16 protein-coding genes are annotated in these 23619 nt (G+C 67.1%); 9 read left to right on the top strand and 7 right to left on the bottom strand.

Annotated features, from left to right (window positions below):
* Positions 1 to 189: 189 nt before the first annotated feature.
* The gene (locus ACZK0Z_RS18850; protein ID WP_049429079.1) at positions 190 to 2481 is read left to right on the top strand and encodes an NADP-dependent malic enzyme; all 2292 of its coding nucleotides are present in this window, start codon (positions 190 to 192) and stop codon (positions 2479 to 2481) included.
* Between the two features lie 583 nt (positions 2482 to 3064).
* Here ACZK0Z_RS18850 and ACZK0Z_RS18845 read toward each other — a convergent pair.
* Together ACZK0Z_RS18845 and ACZK0Z_RS18840 are read right to left on the bottom strand one after the other, a co-directional pair.
* A complete protein-coding gene (locus ACZK0Z_RS18845; RefSeq protein ID WP_049429078.1) occupies positions 3065 to 3808 on the bottom strand; it encodes a basic secretory protein-like protein in 744 nt (247 codons plus the stop codon).
* Complete coding sequence (locus tag ACZK0Z_RS18840; protein ID WP_197633302.1) at positions 3805 to 7149, bottom strand: GH92 family glycosyl hydrolase; 3345 nt, start codon at positions 7147 to 7149, stop codon at positions 3805 to 3807. Before ACZK0Z_RS18840 ends, ACZK0Z_RS18845 begins: the two co-directional genes overlap by 4 nt.
* A 421-nt stretch (positions 7150 to 7570) precedes the next feature.
* Between ACZK0Z_RS18840 and ACZK0Z_RS18835 the strand changes: the two genes are divergently transcribed.
* The 3 genes from ACZK0Z_RS18835 to ACZK0Z_RS18825 are packed head-to-tail and all read left to right on the top strand — an operon-like array spanning position 7571 to position 10211.
* Positions 7571 to 7768, top strand: coding sequence for a zinc-finger domain-containing protein (locus ACZK0Z_RS18835; RefSeq protein WP_005410967.1), 198 nt, complete (start codon positions 7571 to 7573; stop codon positions 7766 to 7768).
* 15 nt (positions 7769 to 7783) lie between these two features.
* Entirely contained in the window at positions 7784 to 8899 is a 1116-nt protein-coding gene (locus ACZK0Z_RS18830) for a glycosyltransferase (RefSeq protein ID WP_197633303.1), read from the top strand.
* Positions 8880 to 10211 carry an O-antigen ligase family protein gene (locus ACZK0Z_RS18825; protein WP_197633304.1) on the top strand — a complete coding sequence of 444 codons (1332 nt, stop codon included), beginning with the start codon at positions 8880 to 8882 and terminating at the stop codon, positions 10209 to 10211. Before ACZK0Z_RS18830 ends, ACZK0Z_RS18825 begins: the two co-directional genes overlap by 20 nt.
* A gap of 45 nt (positions 10212 to 10256) precedes the next feature.
* On the opposite strand, the gene ACZK0Z_RS18820 is transcribed toward ACZK0Z_RS18825, so the two are convergent.
* The gene (locus ACZK0Z_RS18820) at positions 10257 to 11174 is read right to left on the bottom strand and encodes an LpxL/LpxP family Kdo(2)-lipid IV(A) lauroyl/palmitoleoyl acyltransferase (RefSeq protein ID WP_197633305.1); all 918 of its coding nucleotides are present in this window, start codon (positions 11172 to 11174) and stop codon (positions 10257 to 10259) included.
* 60 nt (positions 11175 to 11234) lie between these two features.
* Here ACZK0Z_RS18820 and waaA point away from each other — a divergent pair, with 60 nt between their 5' ends.
* Positions 11235 to 12533: a lipid IV(A) 3-deoxy-D-manno-octulosonic acid transferase gene (gene waaA, locus ACZK0Z_RS18815; RefSeq protein ID WP_049429073.1), complete on the top strand. Its 1299-nt coding sequence runs from the start codon at positions 11235 to 11237 to the stop codon at positions 12531 to 12533.
* Positions 12534 to 12748: 215 nt separating this feature from the next.
* Entirely contained in the window at positions 12749 to 13969 is a 1221-nt protein-coding gene (locus ACZK0Z_RS18810; protein ID WP_197633306.1) for an amino acid transporter, read from the top strand.
* Positions 13970 to 14060: 91 nt separating this feature from the next.
* Here the strand turns inward: ACZK0Z_RS18810 and ACZK0Z_RS18805 are convergent, their stop codons facing one another.
* The 3 genes from ACZK0Z_RS18805 to ACZK0Z_RS18795 all read right to left on the bottom strand — a co-directional run bounded on the left by ACZK0Z_RS18805 (position 14061) and on the right by ACZK0Z_RS18795 (position 16900).
* Positions 14061 to 15419 carry a TolC family outer membrane protein gene (locus ACZK0Z_RS18805; protein WP_049429071.1) on the bottom strand — a complete coding sequence of 453 codons (1359 nt, stop codon included), beginning with the start codon at positions 15417 to 15419 and terminating at the stop codon, positions 14061 to 14063.
* 16 nt (positions 15420 to 15435) lie between these two features.
* A complete protein-coding gene (locus ACZK0Z_RS18800) occupies positions 15436 to 16083 on the bottom strand; it encodes a protein-L-isoaspartate O-methyltransferase family protein (RefSeq protein WP_049429070.1) in 648 nt (215 codons plus the stop codon).
* A 136-nt stretch (positions 16084 to 16219) separates the two neighbouring features.
* Entirely contained in the window at positions 16220 to 16900 is a 681-nt protein-coding gene (locus ACZK0Z_RS18795; RefSeq protein WP_049429069.1) for a TetR/AcrR family transcriptional regulator, read from the bottom strand.
* Between the two features lie 117 nt (positions 16901 to 17017).
* Between ACZK0Z_RS18795 and ACZK0Z_RS18790 the strand changes: the two genes are divergently transcribed.
* Together ACZK0Z_RS18790 and ACZK0Z_RS18785 are read left to right on the top strand one after the other, a co-directional pair.
* On the top strand, positions 17018 to 18148 hold the full coding sequence (locus ACZK0Z_RS18790; protein WP_049429068.1) for an efflux RND transporter periplasmic adaptor subunit: 1131 nt from the start codon (positions 17018 to 17020) through the stop codon (positions 18146 to 18148).
* 4 nt (positions 18149 to 18152) lie between these two features.
* Positions 18153 to 21314: an efflux RND transporter permease subunit gene (locus ACZK0Z_RS18785; RefSeq protein ID WP_197633308.1), complete on the top strand. Its 3162-nt coding sequence runs from the start codon at positions 18153 to 18155 to the stop codon at positions 21312 to 21314.
* Positions 21315 to 21756: 442 nt separating this feature from the next.
* Here the strand turns inward: ACZK0Z_RS18785 and ACZK0Z_RS18780 are convergent, their stop codons facing one another.
* Complete coding sequence (locus ACZK0Z_RS18780; protein ID WP_197633309.1) at positions 21757 to 22662, bottom strand: LysR substrate-binding domain-containing protein; 906 nt, start codon at positions 22660 to 22662, stop codon at positions 21757 to 21759.
* Positions 22663 to 22779: 117 nt separating this feature from the next.
* Here ACZK0Z_RS18780 and ACZK0Z_RS18775 point away from each other — a divergent pair, with 117 nt between their 5' ends.
* A complete protein-coding gene (locus tag ACZK0Z_RS18775; RefSeq protein ID WP_049428498.1) occupies positions 22780 to 23553 on the top strand; it encodes an SDR family oxidoreductase in 774 nt (257 codons plus the stop codon).
* Positions 23554 to 23619: the final 66 nt, after the last annotated feature.

Genomic DNA, 23619 nt, shown 5'->3' with positions numbered 1-23619 from the left:
CGGCCCCGCGGCGTTTCAGGGCGTCCCACGGCTGTCACGGGAGGCGCCGAAGCTGGTCTCGCGGTACCGTCGCATACGGCACGGAATTGTGCGGTCGCAGCATGCCTGCGACAGGATAGCGACAGGTCCGGACGCTCCAACGGGGGTATCATCCCCTGTCCCTTCTGCCCATTCATGTAACCCACATCGATGTCCAACGAAGATTTCAAACAGGCCGCCCTCGATTACCACCGGATGTCTCCGCCCGGCAAGATCAAGGTTTCCGCTACCAAGCCCATGCTGACCCAGCGCGACCTGTCGCTGGCGTATTCGCCGGGCGTGGCGTACGCCTGTGAAGCGATCAAGGCCGACCCGCAGCAGGCCAGCGAACTGACCGCGCGCGGCAACCTGGTGGCGGTGATCTCCAACGGCACCGCGGTGCTGGGCCTGGGCAACATCGGCGCACTGGCCGGCAAGCCGGTGATGGAAGGCAAGGGCGTGCTGTTCCAGAAGTTCGCCGGCATCGATGTGTTCGACATCGAAGTGGATGAAACCGACCCGGACAAGCTGGTCGACATCATCGCCTCGCTGGAGCCGACGTTCGGCGGCATCAACCTGGAAGACATCAAGGCCCCGGAATGCTTCGTGGTCGAGCGCAAGTTGCGCGAGCGCATGAAGATCCCGGTGTTCCATGACGACCAGCACGGCACGGCGATCATCGTCGGCGCAGCGGTGCTCAACGCCATGGCGATCACCGGCAAGAAGATCGAGGAAGTGAAGCTGGCGACCACGGGCATGGGCGCGGCCGGTATTTCCTGCGTGAACATGCTGGTGCAGCTGGGCCTGAAGCCGGAGAACATCCTGGCCTTCGACCGCGAGGGCGTGATCCACACCGGTCGTACCGACCTGGATCCGGAAAAGCAGCGCTATGCGCGCGACACCGACAAGCGCACCCTGGCCGAGATCGTTGATGGCGCGGACATCTTCCTGGGCCTGTCGGCACCGGGCATCCTGACTGCCGACATGGTCAAGACCATGGCGCCGGATCCGGTGATCTTCGCGTTGGCCAACCCGACCCCGGAAATCATGCCGGAGGTGGCGCGCGCCGCGCGTCCGGACGCGATCATCGGTACCGGCCGTTCGGACTACCCGAACCAGGTCAACAACGTGCTGTGCTTCCCGTACCTGTTCCGCGGTGCGCTGGACGTGGGCGCGACCGCGATCAACGAGGAAATGAAGATCGCCTGCGTGCGCGCCATCGCCGCGCTGGCACGCCGTGCCGCCACCGACATGGGCTCGGCCTACGGCGGCGAGACCCCGAGCTTCGGCCGTGAATACCTGATCCCGCGCCCGTTCGACCGCCGCCTGCTGGTGGAGCTGTCCGCCGCCGTTGCCCAGGCCGCGATGGATTCGGGCGTGGCCGCGCGCCCGATTGCCGACATGGGCGCCTACCGCGACAAGCTGGCCCAGTTCGTCTACCGCACCAGCCTGATGATGAAGCCGGTCTACGACCGCGCGCGCAGCGACAAGCAGCGCGTGGTGTACGCCGAAGGCGAAGAGGAAGTGGTGCTGCAGGCGGTGCAGAACGTGGTCGATGACGGCCTGGCGCATCCGATCCTGATCGGCCGCCCGGAAGTGATCGAATCGCGCATCGAGCGCCTCGGCCTGCGCCTGAAGATCGGCGAGAACGTTGAAGTCACCAACATCAACGACGACCCGCGCTTCAACGAATACTGGCAGTACTACCACGGCCTGACCGGCCGCCGCGGCGTGACCGTGGCCGCGGCGAAGAACCTGATGCGTTCGCGCCCGACGCTGATCGCGGCGGTGATGGTGGCCCGTGGCGAAGCCGATGCGATGCTGACCGGCATCGTCGGCCGCTTCCACAAGAAGCTGGGCTACGTGCGCAGCGTGCTGCCGCTGGAGCCGAAGGTCACCTCGACCTCGGCCATGACCGGCGTGATCAACCAGCAGGGTGTGTTCTTCTTCGTCGATACCCACGTGCAGGAAGACCCGACCGCCGAGCAGCTGTGCGAAGCGACCCTGCAGGCGGCCTACCGAATGAAGCTGTTCGGCATTGAGCCGAAGGTGGCGCTGCTGTCGCACTCCAACTTCGGCAGCCACGACTCGAAGGACGCGCTGAAGATGCGCCAGGTGCGCGAGCTGCTGCTCAAGCGCAACCCGCGACTGAATGTGGACGGCGAGATGCAGGGCGACACCGCATGGGACGAAGCGCTGCGCCAGAAGCTGCTGCCGGGCTCGACCCTGCAGGGCCGTGCCAACCTGTTCGTGCTGCCGAACCTGGAAGCGGCCAACATCGCCTACAACCTGGTGCGCGTGTTCACTGACGGCGTGGCGATCGGCCCGATCCTGATGGGCGTGAACAAGCCGGTGCACATCCTGACCACCAGCGCGACCTCGCGCAGGATCCTGAACATGACCGCGATTGCCGCGGTTGATGCGCAGATCAGGAAGCAGCTGGAAGCGGAAAAGAAGGCGTAAGCCTTCTTTCCAGCGACAGCTGCAGAAGCGCGCCCCACGGGGCGCGTTTCTGTTTCCGCGCAGTGCAGTGGAAACGGGTAGAGTCGACTGTTAGTCGACTGCCTTTCGTACAACCACCGAAAACCCCGCGCGATCGCGCGATAGTCGACTAACAGTCGACTCTACCGGTCCCGATGCCGGTCCCGGTCCCGATGCCGGTCCCGATGCCGGTCCCGATGCCGGTCCCGATGCCGGTTCCATCGCTGCCATACGCGCGACGCGACTTGGTCATTTCCCTGCAACGCCGTTGCGGCCCAATACGCCCACGCGGCCCGGCCGTGGGAAGGGACCGGACCGGCCTTCCCACCCTGGGCCCGACCAACTTTCCATCGGCGAGGGTGTCATGCGTAATCGAGTGACGCGGCGTTACTTCCAGCAACTGTTCGCGCTGTACGCCGGTTTCGTGCAGTCGCGCTGAGACGCAGAAGGCAGGGAGGTAGAGTCGACCGTTGGTCGACTATCGCGCGAAGCGCGGGGTTTTCGGTGGTTGTACGAAAGGCAGTCGACTCTACCCAGTCGCCTCGATACCCAGTCGGCAACCCGCTCAGTGCCGCTTGCCGCGGCGTGCAGGGACCGGCGGCGGTGCATCCGAACGCGGCTTGGCATACTGCGTCCACAGTGCCGGCAATGCCTTGCCGGTGTGCTTCTGCCACAGCGCAGGTGTATAGCGGCCATCACGCAAGGCTTTGTCCAGCGCCGGCACCAGGCCGGGATGTTCGGCCTCGGCCCATTTCAGGAACGCACCGGTCACCCGGTAGCCACTGTCGAAGTTCTGACCCTTCTCGACCTTGCCGGGCAGTGCCCAGCCCGCGGCGGCATTGTCCATGCCGTAGCGGTCGCGCGCGTAGTCGGCGATGCCTTCCACCAGCCAGCCCGGTACCCGTGCATCGCCGTAGCCGGGATAGCCCTGCACGATGTGCATCGCCTCGTGGGTGACCAGATCGATATCGTTCGGGTGCTGCGCCAACCAGCCGGGATTGATGGTGATGGTTGCGGCCTGGTCCTTGTCGCCGACGAAGGCGATGCCGGTGTAGGCCGGATCGATCACGATGCGCAACATCGACGGCGCGGCCGGGTGGAAATCAGCCCGTTCGCGCAGATAGGCGAAGAAGAACGTATCGATCACCCGCTTGCGCTGCGGCGCCGCCAGGGCGCCACGGGCGTCCTGGTAGTTCAGCGTCACGCCATCGCGGGTCAGCTGCGTATCGAACGCGTGGGTCTGGCCGAAGCTGGAGAAGGACAGGGCAACAAGGGCCAGGGGCAGAAGACGGTAGCGCATGCGGCTCATTGTACGGTGCTGGCCGCCAGTAGTTCGATCTCCGCCAGTGGCAGTCGCCCTGGTGCCGCCAGGCGCAGGCGGTACTCGCTGTAGCGACCGGGTTTCGCGATGCGGAACGGACGGGTCTGGCGGGCAGATTCGAAGTCTTCGCCACTGCGCTGGTCGAGCACGGTCCAGCTGCCGGTGCCATTGCGCGCCTCCAGCGTCCATTCACCGCCACGGATGCTGCCGTCTCCACTGGTCAGCGTGTACATCGTTGCCGTGCCATCGGCCAGGCCGGTCAGCGCGATGGTTGCGCCGCCCCCCAGGCCCACGGTGGTGGCCGCATCGTCGTCGACCAGCGCGGGCAGGGCGCGGCCATCGGCCAGCGTCGCCTTCGCGCCACTGCCGAGCAGATCGTGCAGCAGTTGCGGGCGCTGGCCTCGCGCGGTCAGCGAGCGTGGCACGTCTTCCACACCACTGCCCCAGCGCGACGGTTGCGGGCCCATCACGAAGTCCAGGGTCGCGCCCTTGGCGATCAGCTCGTGCGGCACCCAGGTCCTGGTCCAGGGCTTGCCGTTGATCTTCAGCGACTGCACGTAGACGTTCTCACGCGAGTTGTTGGCTGCGTTCACGGTCAGCACGGCACCGCCCTGCAGTTCCACGCGCGCATGTTCGAAGGCCGGTGAACCGATCACGTACTCCGGCGCGCCCATGCGCAGCGGGTACAGGCCCAGCGATGCCAGCACGTACCAGGCCGAGGTCTCGCCGTTGTCCTCGTCACCGGGATAGCCCTGGCCGATCTCACTGCCCACATACAGCCGCGACAGGATCTCGCGCACGTGCTGCTGGGTCTTCCACGGCTGCCCGGCGTACAGGTACATCCACGGGATGTGGTGCGCCGGCTGGTTGCTGTGCGCGTACATGCCCATGCGCACATCGCGCGCTTCGGTCATTTCATGGATGGTGCCGCCGTAGGAGCCGGCGAACGCGGCGTCGGCGGTTTCCGGCGTAGCGAAGAAGGTATCGAGCTTGGCGGCCAGCTTGTCGCGGCCACCGTACAGGGCGGCCAGGCCTTCACCGTCGTGGGCGGCGGTGAAGGCGAAGGTCCAGCCGTTGGATTCGGTGTAGTCGTGGCCCCACACGCGCGGGTCGTAATGCTTGGCGTCCACGCGCCAGCGGCCATCCGCAGTGCGGCCCTGGAAGAAGCCGGCCGCCGGATCGAACATCGTCGCGTAGCTGGCGGCGCGGTGGCGGAAGTAGTCGGCCTCGGTGCTGTAGCGCTCGCGTGCGGCGGGCGAGGTCGCGCGCTTGGCCAGGGCGTCGGCCATGTTGGCGATGCCGAAATCGTTGAGCGCGCCTTCCATCGTCCACGACATGCCCTCATGCACGTCGGCACTGGCGTAGCCGCGGAAGGTCGAGCGGTCCATGCCCTTGCGGCCGACATGGCGGTCCGGCGGTACCACGGTCGCGTTCTTCACTGCGGCGGCGTAGGCCTCGGCCGGATCAAAGCCGCCGATGCCTTTCAGCCACGCATCGGCAAACGCCACATCGGAACTGGTGCCGACCATCAGGTCTGCGTAGCCTGGCGACGACCAGCGTGCGATCCAGCCGCCAGCACGGTATTGCTCGATGAAGCCCTGCACCATCTGCCCGGCATCGTCGGGCGTGAACAGCGCATAGGCCGGCCAGGTGGTGCGGAAGGTGTCCCAGAAGCCATTGTTGACGAACACCTTGCCGTCGCGCACGGCGGTAAAGCTGCGGGTCGCGCTGCCATCGGTGTTGTCATCGCTGGCGCTGGCCTGGTTGGCATAGCGCCAGTCGGGTGCGGCCGCGCTGCCCACGTTCTCGTGGCCGGAGTTGGGGTACAGGTACAGCCGGTACAGGCTGGAGTACAGCGTGGTCTTCTGGTCGTCGCTGGCCGCGCCGATATCGAAGCGGGCCAGGCGCGCATCCCACGCATCCTGTGCGCGGCCGGCCACGCTCTCCAGCGTGTCGGCAGCGGCGATTTCCAGCGCCAGGTTGTGCCGTGCCTGCTCCACCGAGATCAGCGAAGTGGCGATGCGCATGGTCACCCGTCGCTCGCTGCCGGCATCGAACTTGATGTAGCCGGTCGGGCGGCCGGTGTCGAGGCGACCGCTGCTGCGCCAGGGTTTGTCGAAGCTGGCGACCACGTACATGCGGCTGGCACCGTTGGACAGGCCGCTGCGCGTGTCGGTGTAGCCGGACAGCGTCTGCGTGGCGGCGTCCAGGGTCAGGCCGCCACGTGCATCGACGTTGTCGAACAGCAGGTTGGCATCGCCGCCCTCGGGGAAATCAAAGCGGAACAGCGCGGCATGGTCGGTCGGCGCGATCGATGCCGCGACGCCGTTGTCGAAGCGCACGTCGTAGCGGTAGGGGCGGGCGCTTTCGTGGCCGCGGTCGAACGACAAGGCACGTTTGCGGCGATCAGCCTCCGGCACGCCACGGTTGGCCGAAGGCATCACCTGGAAGGTCTGGCGGTCGCCCATCCACGGGCTGGGCTGGTGGCTCAACGCGAGCGCCTGCAGCTGCGGGCGGTTCTGTGCGTCGTTCTGCTCGTTCCAGCGGTACAGCCAGTTCAACGCGCTTGCATCGGTCACCGGAGTCCAGAAATTGAAGCCGTGCGGCACCGCCGTGGCCGGGAAATTGTTGCCGCGCGAGAAGGTGCCGTTGGCCTGGGTGCCACGCGTGGTCAGCACCCAGTCGGAGACGCGCTGCGGCTGTTGCCGCGGCTGGGCATCCAAGCGTACGTCGTCGATCCAGCCGGACACCGGGGCGCCATCGCTGCTGGCCACCTCCAGCTCGATCGCTACCACGCGGCGCCCCTTCAGCGCGGGCACGTCGCCCAGTCGCACCGCCTTGCGTGCCCACTGTTGCGGGTACAGCGTCTTCGACTCGCCCTGCGCGCGTGCGCCAAGGGCTACGCCGTGCTGGTCGCGTGCCGGGCCGGCCGACACGAGGCTGCCATCGTCCAGCCGCAGGTCCAGCGACACATAGGTCGAGGCCACGGTGTCCCGGCCAACGATTTCCGGCAGCACCAGCCACGACAGGGTCGTATCGGCCTCGATCGGCAGGTCGGTCTTGAACAGTTCGCGCCGCGCTTTGCCTCCTGCGCTGCTGTAGCGAAGGGCATGCAGCCCGCTGTAGCCGGCGTTGCGCTTGGCGGTGTAAGGCGCGGCAGGGCCGTTGCCGATCGTTGCCTGCAGGGCGCCAGCGGCCTGCACCGGTGCAGGTTCGCCGGGTTCGAACGAGGTCTGCAGTCCCTGTGCCAGCACCGGCATCGCAGTGGTCGCACAGGCCAGGGCCAGGGCAAGCGGAAGCAGGGCGCGGCGTGGATCGGACAGGGTCATGCAGGAGTCTCCCGGAAGGGCAGGCGGCGGGCAGAACCCGCATCGGCGGACACCACGGGCAGCATCGCTCCGCCCGCCGGGATGGCAGTGGGAGAGGCGATGCCGGTCCGGTGGGGGCGGGCCATGCGATCGGGTCGATTGGACGGGTCGATTCACGACCCGGGCCCGATCCTGCAACAGCGGCAGCGACCTGACAAGTGCCATTTAGTTCGATCCAAATGCGGAAAATATCGCGGATCGGCAGGATCCCGGCACAAACCCGCACGGGCGACCGGGGAATCCGTGCAGACAGACCGTCCCAGGTGCCATGCAACGCCACGCGGAATCGGCCCTCGGCGCCCAAAGACCTGTTGTGGCGCAATGTCGGGGCGGCCCGGATGCTAGAATCACAGGCCTCGCAACCCGTTCATCGACATCCGCCATGAGCCATACCGCCACCGCGCCCGCCAACGCCGAGAAGCGCTACACCGTGCACCGCAGCGATCTTCCGCTGAGCTGCCCGACCCCGGAAATGGCGCTGTGGAACTCGCATCCGCGCGTGTACCTGCCGATCGAAGACGAGCCCAATGGCGAAGCGCAGTGCCCGTACTGCGGTTCCGTGTTCGTGCTGGCCGACTAAGCGGCTGCCCCCTCGATGCGCCGATTGACCGTGGTGCAGTTGCTGCCGGCGCTGCACTCCGGCGGTGTCGAGCGCTCGACCCTGGAAATTGCTGCGGCGCTGGTCGCCGCCGGCCATCGCGCGCTGGTGGTTTCCGCCGGTGGCCGCCTGGTGCAGCCGCTGCTCGATAGCGGTGCCGAGCACCTTACCCTCGACATCGGTCGCAAGTCGCTGCTGACCCTGCGCCACCTGCCGACCCTGCGCCGCTTGTTCGCCGAGGTTGGCGCGGACATCGTGCATGCCCGCTCGCGCCTGCCGGCCTGGCTGGGCCTGTACGCGATCCGCGCCATGCCCGCCGCGCAGCGCCCGCACTGGGTGACCACCGTGCACGGGCTGAATTCGCCCAGCCGCTACAGCGCCGTGATGACCAGTGGGGAGCGCGTGATCTGCGTGTCCAACACCGTCCGCGATTACGTGCAGCGGCACTACCCGACCGTGCCGGAAGAGAAGCTGCAGGTGATTCCGCGTGGTGTCGACGTCGCCCAGTTCCCGCGGGTGGCGCGCGCCGACCACCGGCCGCGGCTGGCGCTGGCAACCGATTACCCGTGGCTGGCGCAGGTGGACGGCCCGTTGCTGCTGTTGCCGGGGCGGGGTACCCGTCTGAAGGGCCACGCACATGCGCTGCAGGTGCTGGCCGATGTGCGCGCCGCCGGTGTGCCGGCACAGGTGTGGATGCTGGGCACCGATGAACCCGGCCGTGAAGCCTACGTGGCCGATCTGCGCCGGCAGGCGGCCGCGCTCGGCGTGGCCGAGGCCGTGCACATCAGCACACCGACCGCGCGCATCGCCCAGGCTTACGCGGCCAGCGACCTGGTGCTGCAGCTGTCGGACAAACCCGAAGCGTTCGGCCGCACCGTGGTCGAAGCGCTGTCGGTGGGCCGACCGGTGCTGGGCTGGGACCATGGTGGCGTCGGTGAACTGCTTCGGCAGCTGCAACCCGCAGGTGCCGTGCCGCTCGGCGATTCGCGCGCATTGGGTGAACGTGCGCTGGCCCTGCTGGCCCAGCCTCCGTCCTTGCCGACCCGCATCCCGTTTACCCTGCAGGCCATGCAGCGCGATACCCTCCGCCTCTATGCCGACCTCGCCGGCTGACCCTGCCGTCATCGTGCGCGACGACCGCGCCGGGCGCTGGGCGCCCTGGTGGGTGCTGGCGTACGTGGCGATGTGGCCGTTGCCGGGCATCGCCGAAACCGTGCTGGGCCTGGGCGCGCTGTACGCGGCGGCGCGCATGGTGATGCGCCGCCTGCAGCGCCGCCCGCATCTGTTGAGCACGGCGGCCTGGGCACTGACTTCGATCCTGTTCCTCGGCTATTGGCTGCCGCAGGCATTTTCCGCCTTCGATGCGATCGACCCGGCGGCCTCGTGGACCAAAGCTGCAGCGGGCCTGCGCTATCTGCCCTTCATGTGGCTGGTGGCGATCGCGGTGGCCACGCCAGAGCGGCGGCGGCTGACCTTCGCAGGTCTGGCGCTGATCACCGGCGCATGGACGCTGGATGCGCTGGTGCAGGCCGTGGCCGGTACCAGCCCATGGTTCTGGTCACTGGAACACCTGAAGCTGGCGGTCAGTGGCCACGCATTGTGCCCGGCCGATGAGGCCGCGCTGGCCGACCGCCTCAGCGGCGCACTGGGACCGTGCAACCTGAAGTTCGGCCAGGTGCTGGCCAGCCTGTCGCCGTTCCTGCTGCTGCCTGTCGCGCGGCGCTTTGGCAATGCGGGCTGGCTGCTGGCTGCGGCAGCGCTGGGCAGCGTGCTGCTGCTGGCCGGTTCGCGCGCCTCGTGGATCACCTTCGCGCTGGTGCTGGCCTACAGCGGTGTGCGCCAGTTCGGCTGGAAACGGCTGGCCGCGCTGGCGCTGGTGGCGGTGCTCGGCGCGGGCGCGCTGACCGCCAGCGTGCCGCAGCTGCGCGAGCGCTTCGCGCGTACGGCCATGGCGCTGGATGGGGGCGAGCGTGGTGTCGACGAGGCCCTGTCAGGACGCGCGCGGATCTGGGAAGCTGCCGCCTGCATGATTGAAGCGCACCCGATCAATGGCGTGGGTGCACGTGGTTTCCGCGATGCCTATCCCGCCTGCGTGGCGGAGGAGGGGCCGGCGGTGTGGGGCAATGCTCCGGCGCTGCACGCCCACCAGATCGTGCTGGAAATCCTCGCAGAGACCGGAGTGATTGGCCTGTTGCTGTGGCTGGCGGCCGCGGCCCAGGCCTGGCGTGCATGGCGCTACGCGCCGGCGATTGCCCGCGAACGCGCGCGTCCGGCGATGCTGGCGCTGGCGGTGACCGTGTTCCCGCTGAACACCCATCTGGCGTTCTACTCGGCCTTCTGGGGGGGGCTGACCGTATTGCTGGCCGCGCTGTTCGCCGGCAGCCTGCTGGCCCGCGACGCGGACGAATCACCGGCGCTGAAGTAACTGCGCATCCACGCATGGCGTGGATAGAGCCAAGCCGACTCCGCGTTACTTGTAGAAATCGCTCCGGCCACCCGGTTGCCGCTTGAATCGGCGATGGATCCACAGGTACTGGTCGGGCGCCTCGCGCACCATCTCTTCGATGGCCTGGTTGACCCGCGTGGTATCCGCTTCCACGTCCTCGCTGGGGAAATTCTCCAGCGGCGCGCCGATCTTCAGGAAGTACTTCCCGCCTTCGCGGCGATGGAAATACGGGATCACCGCGCAGCCGGTCATCCGCGCCAGCTGGTGGGTAGCGGTGATGGTCGAGGCGGTATGGCCGAAGAACGGTACGAACACGGTGTCCTTGCCGCGCATGTCCTGGTCCGGCGCATACCAGAGGAAGCCCCCCTTTTTCAGGTGGCGCACGGTAGCGCGGATGTCCTCATTGGCGAACATTGCCTTGGCATAGCGCAGGCGGCCGAACTTCACCGCCCACTCATACACCGGGTTCTTGTGCTTGCGGTACATGCCCGAAAGATCAACGTAGTCGCACAGCAGGCGCCCGCACATTTCCAGGGTCATGAAGTGGCCGGACACCAGCAGCACGCCACGACCTTCCGCCTGCATCTGCCGCAGATGTTCCAGTCCTTCGATCTGCACCTGCGGGCGGATGCTGTCGATGCTGCCCCACCAGGCGCGGATACACTCGAATACACCCACGCCCAGGGCATCGAAGCTGTCGCGCACCAGGCGCTGGCGCCAGGCCTCGTCCTTCTCGGGGAAGCACAGCTGCAGGTTGACCTCGGCGGCGCGGCGACGGCTGCCCAGCAGGCGCCAGGTGATCCAGCCGACGCCCCGGCCCAGCGCACGCTGCAGCATCCACGGCAGGCGGGCGATGGCGAAGGCGCCCAGCATGGCGGCGAACATCGGCCAGTTGCGGGGATTGCGCAGCGACGGGCGGACGGCGGTGGTGGCATCGGACATTGGCCCATTCTACCAAGGCGGCCGCGTGTCTTTCCCGGGGGGCTCCCGTATCCTTGCCGCATGCGTAAAGACCCTGTCGAATGGATCCTGCGCGGCCTGTACTCGGTCGTGCTCTACATCCTGCTGCCGATCACCGTGTACCACCTGGTCTGGCGCGGCTTCCGGGTCCGTGAATACTTCCGGCGCTGGGACGAGCGCTATGCCTCCTATCCGCAGCCCACCGGCCAACCGCGGGTCTGGCTGCACGCGGTCTCGGTGGGCGAAGTCAATGCCGCTGCGCCGCTGGTGAACGCGCTGCGCAAGGAGCGGCCGGACATCCGCTGGGTCATCACCACCATCACCCCGACCGGCTCCGAGCGCGTGCGTGCGCTGTGGGGCGATGCACTGGACCACGTCTACCTGCCGTACGACGTGCCCGGCAGCGTCAACCGCTTCCTCGGCCATTTCCAGCCCAGCCTGGCGCTGATCCTGGAAACCGAGCTGTGGCCGAACATGCTGTTCGGTTGCCGTGACCGTGGCATTCCGGTCTACATTCTCAACGCGCGCCTGTCGGCGCGTTCGCTGCGAGGCTACCGGCTGCTGGCGGCGTTGATCCGCCGTGCGCTGCGCACGGTCACCTGCGTGGCCGCGCAGTCGCAGGACGATGCCGACCGTTTCGTGCAGCTGGGCGCTGCGCCCGAGCAGGTGCAGGCGCTGGGCAACCTGAAGTTCGACATCACCACGCCGGACGTGCAGGGCTTCGTCGAGCAGTTCCACGCCCGCGTGCCGGCCCGGCGGCCGGTGTGGATCGCCGCCAGTACCCATGATGGTGAAGAACAGGCGGTGATCGATCTGCACCGGCGCCTGCGCCAGCAGCACCCCGACCTGTTGTTGCTGTGGGCGCCGCGGCACCCCGAGCGCTTCCCGAAGGTGGAGGCACTGGCACGGGAACAGGGTTGGAACGTGGCAACCCGGCGCGCGAAGCAGTGGCCGGAGGTTGAAACCGATGTGTTCGTCATCGATACCCTCGGCGAGCTGATGCCGTTCTATGCCTGCGCGCAGGTGGCGTTTGTCGGTGGCAGCCTGCAGCCGATCGGTGGCCACAACCTGCTGGAGCCGGCGGCGATGGGCACCGCTGCGGTGACTGGCCCGCACCTGCACAACTTCTCGGAAATTTCCCGGCGCATGCGCGAGGCTGGCGCGCTGCTGATCGGCGAAGACGTGCAGGCGGTCGGTGAACTGCTGCAGCACCTGCTCGAAGACCCGCAGGCGCGCGAGGACATGGCGCGGGCAGGCTGCACGCTGATCAGCAATGGACGCGGCGCCCTGCAGCGTACGCTGGCGCTGGTCGGACCGCACCTGCCGCCACCTTGCCGCTGAGTTCGAAGGGCCGGCGCGTGCGACGCGACTGTCGTGAAAGACCGCGTCAATTCTGCTTGACGACCGGGAACCTGTCGTAGCTGGACCGGGAGGTTCGTTGCCAACGTGCCTGCCGTCACATCGTGGTGCGCAGGGCGCATATTCCGATACCGCCTCCCGGCACAGGCTGTCAGTCTGCTGTCGACCGCGCTTGGCGGATATCAAGGGAACTTGCGATGGACCGCGACAGCCGCCCTGACGGCATTGATGCGCCCGGGTACGGCGATCGCCTTGTAGTGGTGGCACTGACCTTGCTGCTGGGAGGCAGCGTGGTCGCGCTGGTCGGCCAGCACACCGCAGCCCAGGCCGGCCCGGCCATCGTCCTGAGCCTGCTGCTGGCTGCGCTGGGCATGGGGCCGCTGCTGTACTGCCTGCATGTCCTGAACCAGCAATGGCCCGCTGCCGACGGCCTGTATGGCGTGTTGCGGGATCGTTTGGGAAGCGTGCCGGCCGTTCTGCTCGGTGGTGCGCTGCTGCTGGAACTGGTGCTGACTACCGCTGGCGTGGCGCAGTCGATCGCCAGCCATCTGCATGCGCTGCTGGCCGGTTCTGGAATCGAGACCCGCAACGGGATGCCGGATCAACTGATGGCTGCTGCCAGCCTGCTGCTGCTTGCAGTGGTCGGATTGCTGCGGCCACACCGTGTGGTGCTGGTTGCCTGTGTGCTGCTGACGGTGAAGATCGGCGTCGGCCTGCTGTTGCTGGTGCTGGCAGCCCGCCATGTGCACTACGCGTACTGGATTCCATGGCTGCCGCCGGCAACGGCACCCTATCGCTTCGGGATCGGCGGTGTACTGGCGGCGAGCGTGCCGCTGTCCGGTGTGTTCGCCACCGTTGGCCTGGTGCTGGGATTCCCTGGCATCGGCAGGCAGGCGAGGGCACGGACGCCGCGGCTGCTGGTGTGCGTGCTGCTGGCCATGGTGCTGCTGATCGTACTGGCCGCGTTGCAGGCTGGCCTGGTCGAATTTCCGTCCTTGGCCAGCACGCGGCCTTTGTCGGTGGCCCTGCAGCATCACCCGGAGCTGTACTGGATGATGCCCTTGCTGCCGCTGGCGGGAGTGGCGGGGTTGGTGGCGCTCGTTCTGGTGCTGCTGATGTTGGCTGCGCGGCTGGCGATACAGCTGTGGCCGACGGAAGGTGACGAATCCCTGGAATTCCGGGAGAGGCTGGTGCCGGTTGCCGTCGTCCTGTCGGCGGCATTGCTGGCGTTGTGGGCGCCAATGGGCAGCCTGCCGGTATTGCCTGGCCCGGCAACCCTGTTGGTGATGGGGGCCGTGTGCCTGGCCGTGCTGCGTGGACAGGTACCGCGGTCACGCGCCCTGCCGGTGCTGGCGCCCGTCGCCATCGCACTGTGTCTGCTGGCCGCAGTCGAACGGATGCGGGTCTGGCCCGGCTGACGGTCGCTGGATGCATGCTTGCTTCCGTACGCGCGACCCACAAAAAAGCCACCCTCGCGGGTGGCTTCTTCGTGACCGGCAGGCTGACGACTCAGTGCGTGGTCGTTGCCGGGTTGCCCGCGTCCTGGGTCAGCAGGCGGTTGACGTCCTGCAGCTCGGCCACGTCCAGCGCACCCAGCGACTGGCTCAGCAGCAGGCGGTTCTGCAGGAAGGTGTAACGAGCCTGGGCATAGTCCAGCTGCGCCGAGAACAGGATGCGCTGGTTCTGGATCACGTCCAGCACGGTACGGGTACCGACTTCCAGGCCGACCTGCGACGCGTCGTACGCGCTCTGCGCCGAGACCACCGCCAGGCGGCGGGCTTCCACTTCGCTGATGCCCTGCACCAGGGTCTGGTAGGCATTGCGGGTGTTGCGGTCCAGGGCACGCTTCTGCTGCTCGTAGCCGTCCTGGGCGATGTCACGCTGGGCCAGCGCCTGGCGAACGTTGGACTGGGTGGCACCGCCGGCGAAGATCGGCACGTTCAGGGTCAGGCCGATGCTGTTGGTGCGGGCATCGGGGGACAGCGAGCCGGAGCCGGTGCTGTCGCCCCAGGTCGCGGTCTTGCCCCAGCTGCCACCCAGCGACAGGGTCGGGTAGTGGCCACCACGCGCGGCCTGCACGCCGGCTTCGGCGGCGCTGACCTTCAGTTCCTGCGCCTTCAGCGCCGGATTCTGGGTGGTGGCCTGGTGCACCAGCTCGTCGATGTTGCCGCGGTTGGCCGGCACTTCCGGGCGGAAGTCCGCCGGCAGGCCACGCAGGTTGACCACCGGCTGGCCGGTCAGTTCGGTCAGGGCCTGGTAGTTATCGGCCAGGGTGTTCTGCGCAACGATGGTGTTGGCGCGCGCCTGGTCGTACTGGGCGCGGGCTTCGTGCACGTCGGTGATCGGCGCCAGGCCCACTTCCAGGCGCTTGTCGGCGAAGTCGAACTGCTTCTTCGCGGCCGCTTCATTGGTCTGTGCGGCATTCAGCGATTCGATCGCCACCAGCACGTTGAAGTAGGCCGCCGAGGTGCGCACGATCAGGCTGTCGTTGGCCGATTCGAGGGTGAAGTCCGCCGCCTTGCTCAGCTCACGCTGCGAACGCAGGTTGTTGATCTGGCTCCAGTTGAACAGCGTCTGGCTGCCATCGATCGTGTAATTGCGGCGCTTGTTGGTGAACGAGCCGGAGTTGATGTCGGCGTTCGGCTCGCTGCGCGTGCGGTTCAGCGTGGCCTGGCCGTTGATCTGCGGCAGCAGGGCGGCGCGCGCCTGCACGGCGCCTTCCTTGTCGACCAGCCGGGTCGATTCGGCGGCGGACAGCTGCGGATCGCCGTTGCGCGCCATTTCGTAGACCTGCAGCAGGTCGGCGGCATGGGCGGACAACGGCAGCAGAGCAGTGGCCAGCGCAACAGCGAGGGATCGGCGGATCATTGCGGCTTCCTTGGACTCAGAGGTGGAACTGGGGTGCCGGGGCGGCACCACGCAGGTAATCGATATCGGTCTCGAACAGGGACTCGGTGCTGCCGTCGGCCTTGACCAGCAGGGCCTCCATCGCCGGCGAGCGGCCGTGGATCACGAACAGGCGACCACCCGGACGCAGCCACGAGGCGAACTGTGACGGCACCACGTCGACGGCACCAGTGACACAGATCACGTCAAAGCGGCGTTCGGTCTGCCAGGACAGGGCGTCGGCCACTTCCACGCGGACGTTGGTGCCCAGGCCGGAGGCGTCCAGGCGGGAACGCGCGGCGGCGGCCAGATCCGGGTCGATCTCCAGGCTCAGCACGTCGCGCGCCAGCGCGCCGATGCAGGCGGACAGGAAGCCGCTGCCGGTGCCGATTTCCAGCACTTCGTCACCCGGCTGCAGATCCAGTGCCTGCAGGGTACGGCCCTCGATGACCGGCTTCATCATCTTCTGGCCATGGCCGATCGGAAGTTCGACATCGGCGTAGGCCAGCGCCCGGTGTGCATCGGCGACAAAGGCCTCGCGCGGCAGGCGGGCCAGGACGTCGAGCACCTTGATGTCCAGCACGTCCCAGGGACGGATCTGCTGTTCCACCATCAGTTCGCGGGCGTGGGCGTAATCAATCGTCATGAGGTTCAAATCCAGCGCAGTGGGCCGGCCATTTTACCGGTGCCGGAGGCCGGCGGCGCGCCCAGAGCATCAGCTGCCGGGTGGCCGGGGTCGCAGTGCCGGAAGTCATCGCGACCTCCGGTTCGTTCAGTTTTGGTTATTCAGCCGTCGCGGCCCCCCGCGGCGCATAGGCGCGCAGGAAGAAGTCGATGCTGGCGGTCACATGGGCAAGAGGGTCGCACTCCACCGGTGACAGTGGCATGCCGCACATCATATGCATGTGCACTTCGCCCTTGACCAGGGTCAGGAACTGCTGGCCGGCCAGGTAGTAGTCGGGGATCGCCAGCTCACCGCGTTCGCCGCGGGCGCGCAGGAAGTCGGCCAGGGCCTCGCAGGTGCGTTCCGGACCGGCCTGCCAGAACAGCTCGCGCAGGCGTTCGTCGGTCTCCGGCGCCATCATCATGCGCTGGATCGAGATCGCCGCATCGGAGGTGATCAGCTCGAAGAAGGCCAGGCCGATGCCGATCAGCTGGTCGCGCAGCGGGCCGTCCGCGTCGGCCACGAACAGGGCATCGGGCAGCATTTCAATGCACTTGGACTGCACGGCCTCGGAAAACAGGGTTTCCTTGTCGCCGAAGTGGCTGTACACGGTCAGCTTCGAGACGCCGGCCTGGGCGGCAATGGCGTCCATGCTCACGCCGGTATAGCCCTGTTCGATGAACAGTACCTTGGCTGCTTCAAGGATCGCCGCGCGCTTGCCCAGATCCTTGGGGCGCCCGGGTCCGGCGGCCTTGGCAGCAGGCTTGGCCGACGGCTTGCGGGAAGTGGAAGAACTCATCGCAACAATACTAGACCAAGCGGTTCGATATTTATACTATACCGACCGGTTTATTAAATTGGGCCGGCAGTCGCGGCTCCCCCTTGTTGCAACCCTGCGTTTTCAGGACGTTGACCGATGAAGATCGTGCGCTGGATGGGCGGTATGGTGTGGGTGGCTGCGCTGGCAGCCTGTTCGGGACAGGAACAGGCGCCGCAGGCGGCCGTGCCCGTACTGGTGGTTCACCCCGGCGAACAGGCCGGACAGGCGCCGGCGGCGTTCCCGGGCACGGTGCGTGCCCGCCAGGAAAGCCCGCTGTCGTTCCGCGTCGGCGGCAACCTGGTCAAGCGCCATGTCGATGCCGGCCAGCGGGTGAAGAAGGGCGACGTGCTGGCCGAACTGGACGTGGCCGACTTCGCGCTGCAGGCGCGTGCCTCGCAGGCCCAGCTGGCGGCGGCGGAAGCCGACCTGGTGCGTGCCCGTGACGATCTCAAGCGCTACCAGGTGCTGGCCGACCAGCAGCTGGTCAGCCGCTCGCAGCTGGACCAGCAGTCCGCCGCGTTCAAGGCTGCGCAGGGCCAGGCCAATGCGGCCCGTGCCAACCTTGATGTGCTGCGCAACCAGGCCGACTACGCACAGCTGCGCGCACCGGCCGATGGCGTGATCGCCAGCCGCGAAGCCGAAGCCGGGCAGGTGGTGTCCGCCGGGCAGACCATCTTCAACCTGGCCGCCGATGGTGGCCGCGAAGTGCTGATCGACCTGCCCGAAGCCACCATCCGCGACTATGCGGTCGGCCAGCCGGTCGAGGTGGAACTGTGGAACCGCCCGGGCCAGCGCCTGCCGGGGACGATCCGCGAGATCGCTGCCGCCGCCGATCCGCAGGCACGCACCTATGCCACCCGGGTGAGCCTGGCCGCCGATGCGCTGGCCGATGTCGAACTGGGCCAGAGCGCACGCGTCTACAGCAGTGCCGGTCGCCACGGCACCCTGCAGCTGCCGCTGGGCGCGCTGCAGCGCGGCGCCAACGGTGCCGCCAGCGTGTGGGTGGTCGATCCGGCCAACAGCACGCTGAAAGCTGCGTCGGTCACCACCGGTGCCTATGGCAGCGAAACGGTACCGGTGCTGTCCGGCGTTGGCGCCGCTGACTGGGTGGTCGCCGCCGGCGGCCATCTGCTGCGCGCCGGCCAGCCGGTGATCGCGGTGGACCGCCAGAACCGCCCGGTGCTGAAGCCGGCCGCGCCGCCTGCTGCCGCCAAGGCCAAGGAGTAAGCCGGTGCGCCGCTTCAATCTTTCCGAGTGGGCGCTGGCCAATCGCCCGCTGGTGCTGTTTGCGATGCTCGCCTTCGCCCTGATCGGTGCATGGTCGTACAAGCATCTGGGCCAGTCCGAAGACCCGCCGTTCACCTTCAAGGCGATGGTGGTGCGCACGCTGTGGCCGGGCGCCACCGCCGAGCAGGTCTCGCGGCAGGTGACCGAGCCGATCGAGAAGGCGCTGATGAACACCGGCGAGTACGAGTTCATCCGCTCGTATTCGCGCCCGGGCGAATCGCAGGTCATCTTCATGGCCCGCGACAGCCTGCGTTCCAAGCAGATTCCGGACCTGTGGTACCAGGTGCGCAAGCGCGTGGGCGACATCCGCGCGACGCTGCCGCGCGAGATCGTCGGCCCGTTCTTCAACGACGAGTTCGGCGACACCTACGGCAACATCTATGCGTTGACCGGCAAGGGCTTCGACTATGCGGTGATGCGTGACTACGCCGACCGCATCCAATTGGAACTGCAGCGCGTACCCGACGTCGGCAAGATCGACCTGGTCGGCCTGCAGGACGAGAAGGTCTGGATCGAGTTGTCCAACACCCGGCTGGCCACGCTGGGCGTGTCGATGCAGCAGGTGCAGCAGGCGCTGGCCGACCAGAATGCGGTGACCGGTACCAGCTTCTTCGAAACCGCCACCGACCGCGTGCAGCTGCGCGTGACCGGCCAGTTCAACGACATCGAAGCGATCCGCCAGTTCCCGATCCGCGCCGGTGACCGCACCGTGCACCTGGGTGACATCGCCGAGGTCAAGCGCGGCTTTGCTGATCCGGCGTCGCCGAAGATGCGCTTCATGGGTGAAGAGGCGATCGGCCTGGCGGTGGCGATGAAGGATGGCGGTGACATCCTCAAGCTCGGCGCCAACCTGGATGCCGAGTTCGAGCGCCTGCAGAAGACCCTGCCGGCCGGCATGCAGCTGCGCAAGGTGTCCGACCAGCCGCAGTCGGTGGAAGAGTCGGTCGGCGAGTTCGTGCAGGTGCTGACCGAGGCGGTGGTGATCGTACTGCTGGTCAGCTTCTTCTCGCTGGGCCTGCGTACCGGCCTGGTGGTGGGCGTGACCATTCCGCTGGTGCTGGCGATGACCTTCTTCGTCATGCACTACTTCGACATCGGCCTGCACAAGATCTCGCTGGGCGCGCTGGTGCTGGCGCTGGGCCTGCTGGTGGACGATGCGATCATCGCGGTGGAGATGATGGCCACCAAGATGGAGCAAGGTTACGACCGCCTGCGCGCGGCCAGTTTCGCCTGGGAGTCGACCGCCTTCCCGATGCTGACCGGTACCCTGATCACCGCGGCCGGCTTCCTGCCGATCGCCACGGCGGCCTCGAGCACCGGCGAATACACCCGCTCGCTGTTCCAGGTGGTGACCATCGCGCTGGTGGTGTCGTGGATCGCAGCGGTGCTGTTCATCCCGTACCTGGGCGACAAGATGCTGCCGGACCTGTTCAATCCGCAGCCGCCGAAGCCGGGCAGCCTGCCCGCGCGCTGGCTGGCCAGGCGCCAGCAGTGGGCCGACCGCTACCCGGCACTGGCCAACCTGATCGCGCCGCCGCAGCACGGGCATGACCATGATCCGTACCAGCGCCCGTTCTATCGCAGCTTCCGCCGCTTCCTGGATACCTGCCTGCGCCGACGCTGGTGGGTGATCGCCGCGACCATCGCGTTGTTCATCGGTTCGCTGATGCTGTTCCGCTTCGTGCCGCAGCAGTTCTTCCCGGATTCGACCCGGCCGGAACTGATGGTGGACATCGAGCTGGCCGAGGGCGCCTCGCTGCGTTCGACCCAGGCGCAGGCCGAAAAGCTGGAGAAACTGCTGTCCAGCCGCGAGGGCATCGCCAACTACGTGTCCTACGTGGGCACCGGTTCGCCGCGCTTCTACCTGCCGCTGGACCAGCAGCTTCCGGCGACCAACTTCGCCCAGTTCGTGGTGCTGGCCAAGGACATCAAGTCGCGCGAAAGCACCCGCGACTGGCTGCTGCACGAGGTGATCCCGAAGTTCCCGGACGTGCAGATGCGCGTGACCCGTTTGGAAAATGGCCCACCGGTCGGTTATCCGGTGCAGATGCGTATTTCCGGCGAGCACATCGAGAAGGTGCAGGCGATCGCACGCCAGGTCGAGGCCAAGGTGCGAGAGAACCCGCACGTGATGAACGTCAACCTGGACTGGAGCGAGCCGAGCAAGGTGGTGCGGCTGGTGATCGACCAGGAGCGTGCCCGCGCGCTGGGCGTAAGCAGTGCACAGGTCAGCCAGTTCCTGTCCAGTTCGCTGGCCGGGCAGTCGGTGAGCGTGTACCGCGAAGGCAACCGCCAGATCGAGATGCTGCTGCGTGGCCCGGCCGATGAGCGCAACCAGCTGGAGCTGCTGTCGAGCCTGTCGATGCCGACTGCCAACGGCGGCAGCATCACGCTGTCGCAGGTGGCGACGATGGAGTACGGCTTCGAGGACGGCATCATCTGGCACCGCAACCGCCTGCCGACGGTGACCGTGCGCGCCGACATCAGCGATGGCATGCAGCCACTGGACGTGGTGCACCAGATCCTGCCGACGCTGGACGGCATCCGTGCCGAGCTGCCCAGCGGCTACCTGCTGGAGACCGGCGGTACCGTGGAGGATTCGGCACGTGGCCAGAACTCGATCAAGGCCGGCATGCCGCTGTTCCTGGTGGTGGTGGCCACGCTGCTGATGCTGCAGCTGCGCAGCTTCTCGCGCGCGGCGATGGTGCTGGTGACCGCGCCGCTGGGCATCATCGGTGCGACGTTGTTCCTGCTGCTGTTCCGCGCGCCATTCGGTTTCGTGGCACTGCTGGGCACGATTGCGCTGGCCGGCATGATCATGCGCAACTCGGTGATCCTGATCGACCAGATCCAGCAGGACATCGATGCCGGGCATGACCGTTGGCATTCGATCATCGACGCCACGGTGCGCCGCTTCCGCCCGATCGTGCTGACCGCGCTGGCAGCGGTGCTGGCGATGATTCCGCTGTCGCGCAGTGCGTTCTACGGCTCGATGGCGATCTCGATCATGGGCGGCCTGATCGTCGGCACGGTGCTGACCCTGGTGTTCCTGCCGGCCCTGTACGCGGCGTGGTTCCGGGTCAAGCCGGACGAATCCGGGGCGTAACACCCCGGGTTCTACGGCCACCGCCTCTGGTAGGTGCCAACCTGGGTTGGCACTGCGCTTTGCATCCACGCATGGCGCGGAGTGATCTGCTCGCGGGATCTGCTTTCTGTAGAGCCGAGCCATGCTCGGCTGCTCTTCGCATGATGGTGGGATGAGTCGAGCATGGCTCGACGCTACAGAAGCATCCACGCATGGCGTGGAGTGATCTGATCGCGGGATCTGCTTTCTGTAGAGCCGAGCCATGCTCGGCTGCTCTTCGCACGATGATGGAATGAGTCGAGCATGGCTCGACTCTACAGAAGCATCCACGCATGGCGTGGAGTGATCTGATCGCGGGATCTGCTTTCTGTAGAGCCGAGCCATGCTCGGCTGCTCTTCGCATGATGGTGGGATGAGTCGAGCATGGCTCGACGCTACAGAAGCATCCACGCATGGCGTGGATCTACCGCAATCGCAGGCCGTTTCGAAGCACCGGCAGCAGCCATTCGATGAACACCTGTACACGTTGTGCGCGGTGCTGCCGATGCGGCAGCAGCAGGGTCACCGGCAGCGGTTGTGCCACGTACTGCGGCATCACTTCCACCAGTTCGCCGGATTGCAGTTCCGCCTGCACGTCGTAGCGCGGAATCTGCAGCAACCCCAGTCCGGCCACGCAGCACGCGATCGATGCTTCTGCACTGTTCACCCGCACCCAGCCGGGCATCGGCAGCGTGCGCAGCTGGCCGCCGTCCTGCCACTCCCACGGTTCCACCCGCGCCGTGGTCGGCGACGCATAGTTCACCGCACGATGCTGCTGCAGGTCGGCAGGCTGCTGCGGCACGCCGTGTTCGCGCAGGTAGGCCGGCGCCGCAACGTTGACGAAATCCAGCTGACCCAGCGTGCGCGCCACCAGGCTGGAATCGCCCAGCTGGCCGACCCGCAGCACGGCATCGCAACCGTCTTCGATCAGGTTCACCGCGCGGTCGGTCATGCCCAGATCCACTTCCACCTGCGGATGGCGCGCGAAGAAATCCGGAAGGGAAGGGGCGATGATTCGGCGGCCGATGCGGCTGGGCACGTCGATCTTCAGCAGGCCCACCGGCTGCGCATCGTCCTGCCGGAACAGTGATTCGGCGTCTTCGACTTCGGCGATCAGGCGCAGGCAGCGCGCATGGAACACGTCGCCATCATGGGTGGTGGACACCCGGCGGGTCGAGCGCTGCAGCAGGCGGGTGCCAAGCCGCTGTTCCAGCTCCGCAATGGCTGCCGAGACGGTGGAGCGGGGCAGGCCGAGCTGGTCGGCAGCGCGGGTGAAGCTGGCGCACTCCACCACCCGGGTGAAGATGCGGAAGCGATCGATCCGGTCCATTGTTCGCTGGCTCTGGAAAGTTAAGTCAATGTGGTGGGCTTTATCCGTATTTTCTGCACGATATCGTCGTCAGGGCAGGGTTGCCACCCCGGGCAGCCCCCTCCCGAGATCGAAGCCATGACCGACCATTCCCTCAAGGGCAAGACCGTGCTGATTGCCGGTGGCGCCAAGAACCTGGGCGGACTGATCGCCCGCGACTTCGCCGCACAAGGCGCCAAGGCCATCGTGGTTCACTACAACAGTGCCGCCACCCACGCCGATGCAGAGGCGACCGTCGCTGCGGTGCAGGCCGCCGGCAGCAAGGCGGTGGCCCTGCAGGGCGACCTGACGTCGGCGGCAGCGATGGAGCGCCTGTTCGCCGATGCCGTGGCCTCGGTTGGCCGTCCCGACATTGCCATCAACACCGTGGGCAAGGTGCTGAAGAAGCCGCTGCTGGAGATCAATGAAGCCGAGTACGACGAGATGAGCGCGGTCAACGCCAAGGCAGCGTTCTTCTTCCTCAAGGAGGCGGGGCGCCACGTCAACGACGGTGGCCGCATCTGCACCCTGGTCACCTCGCTGTTGGGTGCCTACACACCGTTCTACTCCAGCTACGCCGGCACCAAGGCGCCGGTCGAGCATTTCACCCGTGCGGCGTCGAAGGAGTTTGGTGAGCGCGGCATCTCGGTGACCGCGATCGGGCCGGGGCCGATGGATACGCCGTTCTTCTACCCGGCCGAGAGTGCCGATGCGCAGGCGTACCACAAGACCGCGGCGGCGCTGTCGGCGTTCACCCGCACCGGCCTGACCGACATCGCCGATATCGTGCCGTGGATCCGCTTCCTGGTGACCGATGGCTGGTGGATGACCGGGCAGACGATTCTGGTCAATGGTGGGTACACCACCAAGTAAGGCAGCCACGCATGGCCTGGCTGCCGGCTACCTGTAGAGTCGAGCGATGCTCGACTGCTGTTGAAT

The sequence above is a fragment of the Stenotrophomonas sp. 116085_Sma genome (assembly GCF_056479585.1).
Note: the sequence above shows the minus strand (reverse complement) of the source record. Positions and strands in the feature narration are given on the sequence as shown.